Origin of the sequence: Enterococcus sp. 2STP, assembly GCF_032465635.1 — a bacterium.
In the GTDB taxonomy this organism is placed as follows: Bacteria; Bacillota; Bacilli; order Lactobacillales; family Enterococcaceae; genus Enterococcus_B; species Enterococcus_B lactis.
The window spans coordinates 43,357-57,124 of record NZ_JAWDJH010000030.1 but is presented as its reverse complement, the minus strand read 5'-3'; the positions used below and the strand labels follow the sequence as shown (position 1 = coordinate 57,124).

General features: G+C 37.7%; 14 protein-coding genes. 10 read left to right on the top strand and 4 right to left on the bottom strand.

Annotated elements, in window-relative coordinates:
• Positions 1–153 precede the first annotated feature (153 nt).
• From RWU19_RS12890 to celB, 6 genes are all read left to right on the top strand, one after another.
• Positions 154–1,224, top strand: a complete 1,071-nt coding sequence (locus RWU19_RS12890; protein ID WP_104764537.1) for an FUSC family protein — start codon at positions 154–156, stop codon at positions 1,222–1,224.
• Positions 1,225–1,448: 224 nt separating this feature from the next.
• Positions 1,449–1,763 carry a PTS cellobiose transporter subunit IIB gene (locus RWU19_RS12885; protein WP_002292257.1) on the top strand — a complete coding sequence of 105 codons (315 nt, stop codon included), beginning with the start codon at positions 1,449–1,451 and terminating at the stop codon, positions 1,761–1,763.
• A gap of 20 nt (positions 1,764–1,783) precedes the next feature.
• Positions 1,784–3,763: a BglG family transcription antiterminator gene (locus RWU19_RS12880; RefSeq protein ID WP_086286439.1), complete on the top strand. Its 1,980-nt coding sequence runs from the start codon at positions 1,784–1,786 to the stop codon at positions 3,761–3,763.
• A 12-nt stretch (positions 3,764–3,775) separates the two neighbouring features.
• Entirely contained in the window at positions 3,776–4,102 is a 327-nt protein-coding gene (locus RWU19_RS12875) for a PTS cellobiose transporter subunit IIA (protein WP_002285954.1), read from the top strand.
• A gap of 15 nt (positions 4,103–4,117) precedes the next feature.
• A complete protein-coding gene (locus tag RWU19_RS12870) occupies positions 4,118–4,636 on the top strand; it encodes a hypothetical protein (protein ID WP_123838184.1) in 519 nt (172 codons plus the stop codon).
• Entirely contained in the window at positions 4,636–5,991 is a 1,356-nt protein-coding gene (gene celB / locus RWU19_RS12865; RefSeq protein WP_002310822.1) for a PTS cellobiose transporter subunit IIC, read from the top strand. Before RWU19_RS12870 ends, celB begins: the two co-directional genes overlap by 1 nt.
• Here the strand turns inward: celB and RWU19_RS13995 are convergent.
• The 4 genes from RWU19_RS13995 to RWU19_RS12850 all read right to left on the bottom strand — a co-directional run bounded on the left by RWU19_RS13995 (position 5,919) and on the right by RWU19_RS12850 (position 8,919).
• The gene (locus RWU19_RS13995) at positions 5,919–6,101 is read right to left on the bottom strand and encodes a hypothetical protein (RefSeq protein WP_260241632.1); all 183 of its coding nucleotides are present in this window, start codon (positions 6,099–6,101) and stop codon (positions 5,919–5,921) included. The genes celB and RWU19_RS13995 overlap by 73 nt on opposite strands.
• 108 nt (positions 6,102–6,209) lie before the next feature.
• Positions 6,210–6,509 (bottom strand): hypothetical protein, encoded by a 300-nt coding sequence (locus RWU19_RS12860; RefSeq protein ID WP_123838183.1) that lies wholly within the window; start codon positions 6,507–6,509, stop codon positions 6,210–6,212.
• Between the two features lie 222 nt (positions 6,510–6,731).
• Positions 6,732–8,237: a UDP-N-acetylmuramoyl-L-alanyl-D-glutamate--L-lysine ligase gene (locus tag RWU19_RS12855; RefSeq protein WP_070770629.1), complete on the bottom strand. Its 1,506-nt coding sequence runs from the start codon at positions 8,235–8,237 to the stop codon at positions 6,732–6,734.
• A 91-nt stretch (positions 8,238–8,328) separates the two neighbouring features.
• On the bottom strand, positions 8,329–8,919 hold the full coding sequence (locus RWU19_RS12850; protein ID WP_002292268.1) for a YitT family protein: 591 nt from the start codon (positions 8,917–8,919) through the stop codon (positions 8,329–8,331).
• A 178-nt stretch (positions 8,920–9,097) separates the two neighbouring features.
• On the opposite strand from RWU19_RS12850, the gene RWU19_RS12845 reads away from it, so the two are divergent.
• The 4 genes from RWU19_RS12845 (at position 9,098) to RWU19_RS12830 (ending at position 13,749) form a co-directional block, all read left to right on the top strand.
• A complete protein-coding gene (locus tag RWU19_RS12845) occupies positions 9,098–10,744 on the top strand; it encodes a polysaccharide biosynthesis protein (RefSeq protein WP_316002600.1) in 1,647 nt (548 codons plus the stop codon).
• Positions 10,745–10,792: 48 nt separating this feature from the next.
• The gene (locus tag RWU19_RS12840; RefSeq protein WP_123838182.1) at positions 10,793–11,512 is read left to right on the top strand and encodes a pseudouridine synthase; all 720 of its coding nucleotides are present in this window, start codon (positions 10,793–10,795) and stop codon (positions 11,510–11,512) included.
• 357 nt (positions 11,513–11,869) lie between these two features.
• On the top strand, positions 11,870–12,817 hold the full coding sequence (locus RWU19_RS12835) for an ABC transporter permease (protein ID WP_002341420.1): 948 nt from the start codon (positions 11,870–11,872) through the stop codon (positions 12,815–12,817).
• An 11-nt stretch (positions 12,818–12,828) separates the two neighbouring features.
• Positions 12,829–13,749 (top strand): carbohydrate ABC transporter permease, encoded by a 921-nt coding sequence (locus RWU19_RS12830; protein WP_002316111.1) that lies wholly within the window; start codon positions 12,829–12,831, stop codon positions 13,747–13,749.
• The last annotated feature ends 19 nt before the right edge of the window (positions 13,750–13,768 follow it).

The window sequence follows — 13,768 nt, the reverse complement described above, 5'->3', positions numbered from 1 at the left end:
TCTCTGTCAGCTGTTTTTTTGTAAAAAAACATGAATAGGGAAAATAGTTGACAAGAAAATAACAACGCCATATGATGTTCCATAGTATTTACAACCTGTCATAGTTGACTGTGAAAAATATAGAAATAAAAGTAAAAGAAAGGACGACAACAGGTGGGTTTTTATCAGTCTCTGCAACTAGATCCGTTTATTTTAAAACAAAAAATACGAGAAGCAACTTCTAGAAAAGAAAAGCGCATGTATATTTGTTCATTGTTTTTACGATCATTATTTATCGTATTATTTGCCATTTGTTTTATTATTTTCATTACAACATTGTTTGAATCGACGCATAAACCATACGCTGTGGTTTTATTCTGTATGTTGATGAGTATTCGTTTTGTTGATTTTGGTTATAAGATTTCTCATTCGATCATTAGTTTAGCCATCGTTATGCTCTCACTATTAACAGCGCCTTATGTCCAACTGATCAAATGGTCAGGTATGGGCGTGTTGATTCATTTTATTTTACTAAGTAGCATATTACTGGCAACTGCTAGTGACCCTAAAATGGGAAATGCTTCTTTGTACGGTTTTTCTTATCTTTTTATTGTTTATTCGTTACCTAAAGATTTGTTGAACAAGGATTTCTTTACACAAACAGGTAGCTTATTGTTTTTATTTTTTTGTTGGTTTTCAGTTATCCTTTATAGAAAACATCGAGAAAAGAATAGAGGCAAAAGCTTATTCAGAAAGAATTTTTTGAAAGATATTTATTCGCAACAAAAAATTTGGATGCTCAGCTATGCGTTTGGTATCAGTCTTTTGATTGTCGCAGGAGAATATGTCCCTTTTCAACGATTGATGTGGGCAGGGTTTGCATTTTCTTCTATTGTATCTAGTTATGGATTGATGTCGATTGGTTTCAAAGAACGAGCAGTAGACAGAATTATCGGCTCATTGATCGGATGTGCTTTATTTATTGGTATCAGCCAATTTATTCCGTTTGCGTGGGTCGGTATATTGGGTGGACTAGCTTTAGGTATTTGTTCTACCTATAGATATAAAACAATTTTTAATTGCTTTGGTGCTTTGACAATCGCTGCAAGCTTATTTGGTGTTCCAGGAGCAGTAACGATCCGCATTTTTGAGAATATCCTTGGGGTATGTTTAGGAATCATGTATATTGGGGTGACTGAGATACTTATCCGCAAAATAAGAGAAAAACACGGTTTGAATCATTAGATGAGATCGAATAAAAAAATAAGGAAAAAGTGAAGATACACATGGATGATAAATTGCTATCATTCCATGTGTATCTTTTTTACGGTAAATCAGTGAAATGCTCTACGTTCATTATTCAAGAGATGATACACATTTTTTCCGTAATGCTACGGAAATATATATTTTGAATAGAAAACGCTTACAAGTTATGCTTGGTTTATAAAAATAAAAGGAGTGATTGATTTATGAAAAAAGCATTGATTATTTGTGCAGCAGGAATGTCATCATCGATGATGGCCTCAAAGACAACGGATTTCTTTAAGCAAAAAGGAGAAGAGATACTCGTAGATGCAGTTTCAGCTACAGAAGGCGATAATATGATTAAGAATAGTGATTTTGATTTATTTCTGATCAGCCCGCAAACGACGATGTTTTTGGATAAATTCAAAAAATTAGGAGAATCTGTTGGAAAGCCTGTTGTTAGTATCCCTTTCCAAGCGTATGTCCCAATCCCTACAGGCATCCAGAAGTTAGCAGAGGTGATCGAAGAGAACATATGATGGAATAGGAGTGGATGATAATGAAACAGAAGGAAAAATTACTGTTGAGATATTTGATTGATCACAGGAAGGAGTATGTCACCAGTCAACGTTTAGCTTCTGAATTGTTATTATCTGATCGGACAATCCGTAATTACTTGCAGCGGATCAAAGAGTTAGTAGAAGAAAACGGAGGTAAGATCATTGCTAAACCAGGTTATGGTTACCAACTGCATATTTTACAAAGACTGACATTTGATCTGTTTTTGAGTCGGCAAGAAATAGTACCGGGATATGCTAGAGAGCCTCAAGGATTTTATGAGTCGGAAGACCGACAAAAGTATATATTGAACCAACTGCTTTTGGAAGATGCCATTCTTTTTATGGATGATTTGGCAGAAGAGCTTTATATCAGTCGTTCTAGTTTGACAAAGGACATGCAAGAAATCAAAGAGCGGTTGATTTCTTATTCACTAAAAATTGTTTCTAAGCATGGTCAAGGGATATGGATCGAAGGGGAAGAAAGAAATCGACGGCATTTTATCATGGATACTTTTTTCGGGAACCATTATGGGAATTCATTGAAAGAATATTTAGGACAAAGTCGCTTTTTCACAGACATCAGTTTTGAAGAGCTAGTGATCATCATTCTCGATGAAACAAGAGAAGCTAAGTTAAAAGTTTCTGATTTTATCATACAGAATTTGTCCTTACACCTGGCTTTGGGAATCAAACGTCTACGAGAAGGGTTTGAAATCAAGGAACTAGGTATCGAACAAGAAGTTTCTGATCGAGTAGAGTATCAAGTCGCGCAACGCATTGTTCAACGTATTGAGGTAATCGCAGATGTATCGTTTCCCCAAGAAGAAATTGCTTATTTGACTTTACACCTTATGGCTAAGTCAAATCATAGAGAAAATAAAAATGATCAGGAACTATCAAAGGAAGTAGCGAAAGTTTTGAAACGATTGTCTCAGGAATTTCGTTTTTCATTAATAGAGGATCACCAGCTTTTCAATGGTCTACTCGATCATTTGTCACCAATGATGATTCGATTGAGCCGAGGCATTCGCATTGAGAACCCTCTGACTGAAGAGATAAAGGAAGAAAATCCCAAAGTTTTTGAAGCAGTAAAAACGCATTTCAGCAACATGCCGGCTTTGAAAAACTATACCATCAATGAAGATGAATGGGCCTATTTGGCTTTGCATCTCATGGCGGCATTGGAAAAAGAAAGAGCTACGCATAAATTGCATGCGTTAATCATCTGCGCAACAGGTTATGGCAGTGCTCAATTATTAAAGAATCGTGTAGTCAGTGAATTTGGAAAAAATATTACAGTGGTAAATGTAAAAGGCTATTATGAGATCAATGAAACAACTTTAAAAGGAATCGACTTGATTATTTCTTCTATTGATCTTTCGACAATGTTTTTTAAAATTCCAGTTTTACATGTCAGTATTTTTTTGAATGAAGATGATGTTCATAAAATACGAAAGGTAATTGGTGAATCCATACCTTATCATTCCTCAGATCAACCGATACCAGCATTTTCTCTACAGCAAAAAAAACAGATTTACACCGAACAGCTGTCTGAAAAGTTTTTCAAGACTTATACGTACGAACCGAAAAAAGAAGAAGTTCTTCATGATTTGTTGCAAAAGCTGAGCATAAATGAAGAAGAAGGATATATAAGAGAAATGCGAAAGCAGATCCAGCAACGTGAAAGTATGGGACAAATCATATTCAGTGATACAGTGGCAGTCCCACATCCCGCTGTTCCAGTTGGAATCGAAACAAAGATAGCCGTTGCTTTGATTCCTTCAGGGATGCAATGGAATCAGTATCAAGGAATCCATTTTGTTTTTCTAGTTTCGCCTTCTTATATCGAAAATGAAGGAATTACGGTCGTGACCAAAGCAATCGTTAGGTTAGTTGACCAGCTAAACGTGCAACAGGAAATCTTAGCTGAACCTATTTTTGAGAATTTCAGCAGTAAATTTATCAAACTGATCGAATAAGGAGGAAAACAGATGGCTGAAAAAATAAACAGTGAAACGCTACAAGTGACGTCTTTTGATATCATTTTTCATAGCGGAAATGCACGAACACTGATACATGAAGCATTTCGCTCGATGCGTAAGGAGATGTTTGAAGAAGTAGAAGAGAAGTTGCGACAAGCAAATGAAGAGATTCTTCATGCGCATCAATCACAAACTCAACTTCTGAAAGAATATGCTAGTGGGACAAAAATAGAAATGGAAATTATCATGGTCCATGCACAAGATCATCTGATGACGACGATGACATTATTGGAAGTTGCACAGGAAATGAATTATTTGTATCAAAAAAATAAATAGAAAGGAAGATTTATTGTGCAGGATACAGTAAAAAGGAAAATCGAATTAGAAAAAAAGCAACTTAGTTTGAAAAACATGTATTTCAATCGTTATCTGTTCGTACGCTATCTGACTGCCTTTTTCTTTTTCATGAACATGCAATGGATGATTCTGCTTCTATCAGCTAAAAGTTTAGGAAGCAGTTTACCAATGGTTCTACTTTTAGCTATTTTGCCTGCAGTAGGAGAACAAGTAAAGCTTTATCGAAAGCACCAAACGAATGTTCCATGGACAAAGCGGTATTTTTTGTTTCAGGGTGTCTGCAATATATTATTGATTCCAGTGTTGTTCAGCTCAGGATTTACACTCTTGTATCCTTTTATGGCAAATAACAATAGAGGACAGCTATTTGTTTTCATTCTTATTGTAAGCGGTATTTTTGTCAGTGTATTTATCCAGTATCGTTTAAAGAAAATTTCGCTCAATCAAGATCAGCAGTATATCCGTATAAAACAATATGAAAAAGCGTTGTATTTAGGAAAGGAGAATAATTAATGTTTGATTTTTTGCAGAAATACCTGATGGGACCTATGGGGAAAATTGCGCAACTTAAAATCGTTCGGGCTGTTATGGCAGCGGGGATGGCTTCTATTCCTTTCACGATCGTAGGTTCGATGTTTTTGGTTTTGAATATTTTGCCATTACCGTTCCCATTTTTAGAAGGATTTTTTAATGCAACTTTTTTCAAAGTTAGTGACTTGTACATGATCGTCAATACAATGACGATGGGTATTTTATCTATTTACTTTGCCATTGTGTTTGCTTATGAATTAACGTCAATTGAACGAGATGAACAAAAGTTGAATGTTAATCCGCTCACGGGGGCATTACTATCTGTTTTTGCATTCTTTATGTGTATCCCTGAGTTGATCATGACCGATGGTAAAATCAGCTTGATTGCTTCTATCAATGAGACAGAAACTGTAGTAAATGGGATACGGATGGGCTCTTTTGTCGAACGTTTAGGAACTTCAGGAATCTTTACAGCTATTATTATGTCGATTATTGCGGTCGAATTGTATTGTATGTGTGTCAAGAGAAATTGGGTCATAAAAATGCCAGATGTTGTTCCGCCGGGAGTTTCTCGTTCTTTCACCGCTCTGATCCCAACATTTGTCATTGCGTTTGTGGTGATGATCATCAATGGATTATTAGTTGCACTAGGAACGGATATCTTCAAAATGATTGCTATCCCATTTGGGTTTGTTACGCAGCTGACGAATACGTGGCTTGGTGTCATGGTGATTTATTTCTTGATCCATGCATTGTGGATCGTAGGTATCCATGGAGCGAATATCATCACTTCTTTCTTGACCCCAATCGTATTAGCTAATATGGCAGCTAACGCACAAGGCGCAAATTATCCGTTGGCAGGAGAATTCAACAATTCTTATGTAACCGTTGGTGGATCAGGCGCGACCTTAGGATTGATCATCTTTATTGCATTCCTCGCGAAATCGGATCAGCTGAAAGTGTTAGGAAAAGCCTCTCTTGTACCAGGACTATTCAATATCAACGAACCAATTATTTTCGGGATGCCAATCGTCTACAATCCCTATTTAGCGGTTCCGTTTTTCTTAGCACCGATGGCTTCTGCTACACTCGCTTATTTTGCCATTCGGCTGGAAATCGTTAAACCGATGCTTGCACAGATGCCGTGGCCTTCACCAGTTGGAATTGGCGCATTTGTCGGCAGTGGGGGTGATTGGAAAGCAGCTGTGCTAGCTGTCTTTTGTGCAATCATCGCATTCATTATCTGGTTCCCATTTATTAAATTTTATGATAATAAATTATTGAATGAAGAAAGAGAAAAGGCAGCAGAATTAGCTAGTGAAAAGTCAGCTAACTGATTTCTAAGAAAATAGAGCGTGGGACAAAAGTCAAGAACACTTTTGTCCCACGCTCTAAACACGTATAAACGGCGGAAGCAGAAGCAACTCCTTCGGAAATAAGCTGAAATTCACAAAAATTTGAAAAGCAATTTTCGTGAATTCCTTCTTATTTCTTGGAGTTAAACGCTTCTGTCCCAGCCTCTATTTATTATAGTCAATATGATTCGAACGAAGTATCAAGGCAGAATACCGAGCGACTGAAGCAAACCTAGACATGTGAATATCAGATAAACGACTAGAAAAAATAGAGCAACCCTTCCGCCTAAGCGCGCGAAAAACTTAGTCTGATGCTTCCGACTCATCAAGTAAGAAAAAAGTAGCAGTAACCATCCAACAATCGATGCATCAACTGGCAAATGGAGATTTCTAAAAATAACAGCCCCCATTTTGCCACTTTGCAAATCCAAAGTTAGAAAAATGACAGAAAAAAGAGAAAGAAAAAAGATACCGTTTGCTAAGTTGAAAATTTTTTTCATAATAACCACCTTTATATTATTGAAAAGACAGGAATAATAAACTAAAAGCAACGATAGAAGAGCCAGTAAGCAAAACTAACGAAAGCGCTATCTTTAAGAGGCATGATAAAGAAACAATAAAAATTAACGTAGTTCCGGCAACTTTTCTTGATAATTCCATAGACGGGACGCTATGAAAAGTTTTCTTTTCATGGCGTCCCGTCTACTAGAATATAAATAACATTACTCTTCAATCAACCGCTTCACGATTGCATAATCTCCTTCATAAGGTTCATCTACACCATTGATTTTTTGATAGGGATCAACCCCTTTTCCCGCAATGACGACTGAATCCTGCGGAGTACTTTCTGCTAAAGCACGTCGAATCGCTTCAGGACGGTCCATTTCATAATGAACGATCAATTCTGGATTAGTAATTGCTTCATTGATTTCTTCCGCGATTTTTTGCGGATCTTCAAATGCTGGGTCATCTGCCGTTAAAAAGGCGACGTCAGCTGTTTCTGATAGCACTTTTCCAAAATCATGTCGACGGGAGATTGCTTTGTTCCCTGGGCTGCCTAATACAACAATTACACGACCGTCTGGATGTTCATTTTTGGCAAATTCCAGCAATGTTTTCAAACTTAGATAATTATGTGCGTAGTCCACATAGACATGCGCCCCATTTGATTGGATCAATTGATCCATTCGGCCTGGTACACGAGCTTCTTTTAATCCGGCTTGTGCATCTTGACTGGAAGCACCGGTTAGTGCTGCGGCAATGATCGCACTGGCTGCATTTTCTTGATTGAATCCTCCGGCCAGCAAAATATCATAAGCAGTATCGCAGATAGCTAAGTGATCTTGACGAGAAGATAAAGTAAACCCGTGGTTACCTTTGTCTGAATGGATCACTTGATAATTGCTTTCTTCCGAACGACCATAAGTGATCGTTGGGATCTGGAATAGATCGGCGGTTTCTTTAAGCAAATCAAAATAGTCACTTTCGTGATTCAAAACAACTGTTTTTGAGTTTAAGATCAATTGACGCTTGCAATAGAAATAATCATCAAATGTCGGATGTTCGATCGGACTGATATGGTCAGGCGAGATATTCAAGAAGATTCCTACATCTAAAGTCAACCCGTACACACGTTGTGTTTTGTAAGCTTGGGAAGAAACTTCCATCACTAGATGAGTCATACCATTTTCAACTGCTTCTGCCATCATACGATATAAATCTAATGACTCAGGCGTTGTCAAATGGGATTTGAAATATGTTTTGCCATCTAGCGTTGTATTCATCGTAGAAAGCAATGCAGTTTTTTTATTCGTTGTGTGATCCAAGATTGCTTTAGTAAAATACGCAGCAGTTGTTTTACCTTTTGTTCCAGTGAATCCAATTACTTTCAATTTATTTTGTGGATAGTCGTAAAAGGCCATAGCAAGAAGTGCCATTGCTTTACGGATATCCGTCACAATGATTCCTACTGCTGAATTTTCGTATGGCTGCTCTGATACATAATATTGGATACCTTGTTCGATCGCTGAATCCAAATATTCTTCTTTGAAATTCATTCCTTTACAGAAAAACAGAGTAGAAGCATCAGCTTTTCTTGAATCATAACTTAACTGAAGAAATTCAGCTTTTTCTGGTACATCAAGATGCCAGCCTTTTGTTGAAACAAATTCTTTTAATAGATGTTCTTTTAATAGTAAATGACGGATGTCTTCTAAAGAGAAGCTCATTGATTGATCCCTCGCTTCATTCAATTTCTTGATTTATTATAGCACACTCTTTTCAATATATCGTTTGATTCCGCTGTGACAAAATCCAGCTTTATTCAAATTTTCTTGACACAGGGGACAAGCGGATGAGTATTTTCATAAACAATGAACTGACTGTAATAGATAGGAGAACGAACAGTGTCTCCAACCATCCAAATACATAATAATTCAAAAAGATGATAAGGCTATTCGTAAGTAACAGTCCTTGCGGCATTGGAAGCCGAAAAAATTTGTGAAAAATAATTGGCGGTATCGTTATCCCGCCATTTGAGGCTCCGACGGTGTACAATGTGTAAACGCCAAGACTGAACAAAAGACTTCCTGAAATCAGTGAGAAGAAATGAGAGGAGAGCATTTCCACTTTTGGAACGATTTCTAAAACAACAGGAAAAAGCAGACTTCCCGCTACAGTTTTAAAAAATATTGATTTTCCTAATAGAACAGCGGCTAGAAGCAGCATCATAAGATTGATGCTCCAAACAGTAACTGAGCGTTGGATAGAAAAGGCCGTTTCAACTAAATGTCCGATTGCGCCCACTCCGGCGGAAGCTATATCATGAGGGAGCAAGAACCAATTCAATCCAACTGTGATAAAGAAAAGACCTAAAAATATAACGGGTAGTTTTTTTATTTCTTGTGTCATTGATATCTCCTATAAATGTTAGCCATAAAAGGCTGTATATTTCTTTACTTTACCAAAAAAACGAAACCGAATTCAAAAAAACAATCGTTCTTATAAAAGTTATATAAAATCGATTGCCAGTTTCTGTTTTACCAATTAAAATGATAGTAATGTTTTGTAGAAAGTTGGAATCTGACCGATGGATAATCAAAGAAAACCAGCATTAGATCAATTATCACCGCAAGAAAAAATGGCACGAGGCTCTGCTTGGATGACCGCCAGTAATATCATTTCAAGGTTGCTAGGAGCTGTCTATATCATTCCTTGGTATGCTTGGATGGGCGAAAATGCTAAGGCTGCCAATGGATTATTCAATATGGGGTACAATATATATGCATTGTTTCTACTGATCTCTACAGCAGGAATACCCGCGGCGATCGCAAAACAAACCGCGCGATATAATTCGTTGAATGAATATGGCACTTCACGACGATTATTCATCCGGGCATTACAGATGATGGGCGGGTTAGGTCTGTTATTCGCTTTGTTCATGTACATCGCCTCTCCTTGGCTAGCTCATGCTTCTGGTGGCGGAGAAGAACTGATTCCAACGATGCGCTCTTTGAGTATCGCTGTATTGGTTTTTCCTTGTATGAGTGTGATACGAGGGTATTTTCAAGGGAACCAAGAGATGATGCCTTATGCGCTGTCGCAGATCGTTGAACAAGTGGCACGTATTTTTTATATGCTGTTGGCTACATTCATCATCATGAAAGTCATGAATGGCGATTATGTGACGGCGGTCACGCAATCAACTTTCGCGGCATTTATCGGTATGCTAGCAAGTATCCTTGTCCTTTTGTATTTTTTGAAGAAACATCAAGCGTATACATCTGCATTTATCCACTACAGCGAAAACAAAGTAAATATTGCAACGAAGGAATTGTTGTTAGATACCATTAAAGAAGCAATACCGTTTATTATCGTTGGTTCAGGGGTAACAATCTTCAAATTAGTCGATCAATTCACTTTTATGAAGGTCATGTCTGCATCCACTGAATATTCCAATGCACAGTTGCTAGATCTTTTTTCGATTTTTAGTGCCAATCCAGATAAATTGACAATGGTAGTTATCGCATTGGCAACATCGATCGCGTCTACCGGGTTACCGTTGATTACAGAAGCTGTTACGTTGAAAGATCGAGTAGGACTGGCAAAATTGACGAGCGGAAATTTACAACTGTTTTCATTTTTTATGTTTCCAGCGACATTTGGTGTCATGTTACTTGCCTATCCGCTAAACACATTATTTTATACACCAGATTCTCTAGGAAGCAATGTACTGATCCAAGCAAGTTTTGTAGGACTCTTCTTAGGGTTATATATGCTAGTTTCCAACATGCTGCAAGGAATGTTTGAAAACAGGGCGGCAATCAGTTATTTGGTTGTTGGGTTTCTGGTGAAACTACTTCTTCAATATCCAGCCATTCGTTTATTTGAAGTGTATGGCCCTTTATTAGCGACAATGCTCGGGTTTGCTGTGTCTTGTACCTTGATCTTAAAGAGGATCCATGAAGTAGCTCGCTTTAAACCAAGTTTTGTCTGGCGTAGGACATTACTGATCTTTATTCTTACCTTGATTATGCTTTTTGCTTCGTGGATCACAAAGATGATTTTTGGGACTTTCTTAAATGAAGATAGCAAATTCCAGTCTCTATTATTGATTCTTGCAGTAGCAGGTATAGGGGTATTGGTGTACGGTTATTTAGCTTTGAAAATCCGTTTGGCAGAAAGACTACTAGGACCAGGAATAGCGCGTTTACGACACAAATTAAAAATAAAATAAGTGAATGGGAAGAGCAGAATCAATGCTCTTTTGAAATGGGGGAAACGCATGCGTTTAGATAAATTTTTAGCAGATATGGGACTTGGTAGCCGCAAAGAAGTCAAAGGATTGATCAAAAAAGGAACGATTGAAGTCAATGGACAAGTGGTCAAAAGCGATAAAGCGCAAGTAAACGAGTTTGAAGATACGGTTACTTATTTAGGAGAAATCATTGCGTATCAAAAAGATTTTTATTATATTTTGCATAAACCTGCAGGAGTCATTTCTGCTACTCAGGATAATCATGATCAAACCGTAATCGATTTGTTGGAAGATCAAGATTATCGGGAAGATCTTTTTCCAGTTGGCCGATTGGATAAAGACACGGAAGGCCTCCTGATTTTAACGAATGATGGGGTATTTGCCCATCAGTTATTATCACCAAAAAAACACATGGAGAAAGAATATCTAGCTGAGGTTAGCGGTATAATGACAGAAGAAGATATCCGTTTATTTGCAGAAGGACTGATTATTGATGGCGATGAGCAGACATTGCCGGCAAAACTCCAAATTGATCAAGTAGATCAAGAGTCAGAAACTTCAATTATCCGTCTGATTTTGCATGAAGGGAAGTTTCACCAAGTCAAGCGAATGGTCAAAGCAGTAGGAAAAGAAGTCTTATATTTAAAAAGAATCCGTATGGGGAATTTTTGTCTTCCTAAAGATTTGAATAGAGGGCAGTATCGCCCCATGACCAAAGAAGAGCTAGAACAAGTGAGAGAAAAATAATTGAATGGACAGCTAAAAGAATAAGTAGCGTAGTTGTAGCGACATCTGAAAAGCAGACTTATCCGTCTGACTTTGGATGGCTTTTTTGTGAAATTTCGGCTTATTTCCGTAGAAGCTACTTCTGGAACACCGTTTGTTCGGAATAAGGGACTGTGACAAGACTTTTGTCACAGTCCCCATTGCTCGTTGTGACTCGGAGTTAGATAGCAAGGTCACGATCTGTCTAATACTCAGGACAAAACGCTGAATTCACAACCTCTCCTATACTTTGTTTCATTTTCCCTATACTTTGTTTATTTATTCTCATTATTGAAAGCGCTATAATAACGTTGCGAATGAATCGAAAGGGGTTTTTAGATGAAAAAACGAAAGGGGTTCAATCATTTTTTTATGAATCTATGGCGTTATAAAGCACTTGTCCTGATGGCTGTACCGGGTATGCTTTGGATGATTTTTTTCTTTTACATACCTGTAATGGCGAATGTCGTAGCATTCAAAAATTTTCATATTTCAGCAGATGGGTTCTTGGCTAGCCTGAGGGAAAGTCCTTGGGTGGGTTGGGAAAATTTCAAATTTTTATTTTCTTCGGACCAAGCATTTCTCATCACTAAAAATACAATTTTATATAATGTGACATTTATCCTTTTAAATCTGCTCATTTCAGTCGTATTTGCAGTCATTATGAGCGAGTTGAGAAATAAACGACTTGTTAAAGTTTATCAAACGATGTCGTTGCTCCCTTATTTTCTATCTTGGGTCATTATCAGTTACTTCGTTTACGCCTTTTTAAGTCCCGACAAAGGAATATTCAACCAGTGGATTACTGGACACGGAGGAGAAGCTGTCAATTGGTATAATGAACCGAAATATTGGCCATTTATCTTAGTGTTCATCGGTACATGGAAAGGGATTGGTTATAACAGCATCATTTACTTTGCATCTGTTATGGGAATCGATCCGACTTATTATGAAGCTGCTATGGTTGATGGAGCTAGCAAATGGCAGCAAATCAAACATGTGACGATACCACAACTGATTCCATTGATGACGATTTTAACGATTTTAGCCGTAGGAAACATTTTTCGAGCTGATTTTGGCCTGTTTTATAACATTCCTAGGAATTCCGGTGCATTGTACGATGTGACTCAAGTTTTGGATACGTATATCTACAATGGGCTGACATCCACAGGAGATTTTGGTATGACGGCTGCTGCAGGCCTTTATCAATCAGTTGTCGGTTTTGTCTTATTGATGATCACAAATACGGTCGCCCGTCGTTTTGATAGCGATTCTGCATTATTCTAAGGAGGAAAAAAATGAAAAAAAAGAAAGTGGAGAGAGTCCAAGTCCGTTCTTTCAATAAGACGACCAATTTTTTCTCTAATATAATGATTGCACTCTTTGCTATTTCCTGTGTTTTGCCATTCATATTTGTTATTGCCATCTCTGTTACCGATGAGTCCATATTGTCGACGCACGGGTACAGTTTTTGGCCAGAAAAATTCAGTCTATTTGGTTATACGTATTTGTTCGACCAGATGCAGGATAAAATTTTGCAAGCGCTTTTCGTCACTGTACTTGTTACTGTTTTAGGTACCCTGATCAATAGCACGGCTACTTCTTTATATGCTTATGCGATTTCGCGGTCAAACTTTCCATTCCGTCGTTTTTTTACCGTTTTTTGTTTGATTACGATGTTGTTCTCACCAGGAATGGTAGCCAATTATCTTGTTATGACAAATCTTCTCCAGTTAAAAGATACGATTTGGGCATTGATCTTGCCAATGGCTGTCAGCCCCTTCAATATTATTGTGATGCGCACATTCTTTAAACGTTCGGTCTCTGATTCGATTATTGAATCGGCGCGGATCGACGGAGCTAGCGAACTTCGAATATTCGTTCAAATCGTTTTACCGTTAGCTGTTCCTGGTATCGCGACAATCAGCTTATTTGCCGCATTGGGCTACTGGAATGACTGGTTCAATGCTTTACTATACATTCAAGATGATAAGCTAGTTCCACTACAGTATCTTTTGATGAAAATCCAAAGTAATATTCAATATCTGACGCAAAATTCAGGAGCAGGAAGCCAATTGACAGGTGGGCTAGCTTCAGTTCCAGGAGAATCCGCCAGAATGGCGATCGTAGTTATCTCTACGTTGCCTATTGCGATCAGCTATCCATTTTTCCAGAAACATTTTGTCAAAGGTCTAACGATCGGTGGAGTAAAAGAATAAAAAAATATAAATCATAAAA

Bases quoted from the DNA above. Each gene is read 5' to 3' on its own strand.
- RWU19_RS12885 (WP_002292257.1), top strand. From the start codon at position 1,449: ATGAAAAAAGCATTGATTATTTGTGCAGCAGGAATGTCATCATCGATG.
- RWU19_RS12880 (WP_086286439.1), top strand. From the start codon at position 1,784: ATGAAACAGAAGGAAAAATTACTGTTGAGATATTTGATTGATCACAGG.
- RWU19_RS12875 (WP_002285954.1), top strand. From the start codon at position 3,776: ATGGCTGAAAAAATAAACAGTGAAACGCTACAAGTGACGTCTTTTGAT.
- celB (WP_002310822.1), top strand. From the start codon at position 4,636: ATGTTTGATTTTTTGCAGAAATACCTGATGGGACCTATGGGGAAAATT.
- RWU19_RS12860 (WP_123838183.1), bottom strand. From the start codon at position 6,509: ATGAAAAAAATTTTCAACTTAGCAAACGGTATCTTTTTTCTTTCTCTT.
- RWU19_RS12855 (WP_070770629.1), bottom strand. From the start codon at position 8,237: ATGAGCTTCTCTTTAGAAGACATCCGTCATTTACTATTAAAAGAACAT.
- RWU19_RS12850 (WP_002292268.1), bottom strand. From the start codon at position 8,919: ATGACACAAGAAATAAAAAAACTACCCGTTATATTTTTAGGTCTTTTC.
- RWU19_RS12845 (WP_316002600.1), top strand. From the start codon at position 9,098: ATGGATAATCAAAGAAAACCAGCATTAGATCAATTATCACCGCAAGAA.
- RWU19_RS12840 (WP_123838182.1), top strand. From the start codon at position 10,793: ATGCGTTTAGATAAATTTTTAGCAGATATGGGACTTGGTAGCCGCAAA.
- RWU19_RS12835 (WP_002341420.1), top strand. From the start codon at position 11,870: ATGAAAAAACGAAAGGGGTTCAATCATTTTTTTATGAATCTATGGCGT.
- RWU19_RS12830 (WP_002316111.1), top strand. From the start codon at position 12,829: ATGAAAAAAAAGAAAGTGGAGAGAGTCCAAGTCCGTTCTTTCAATAAG.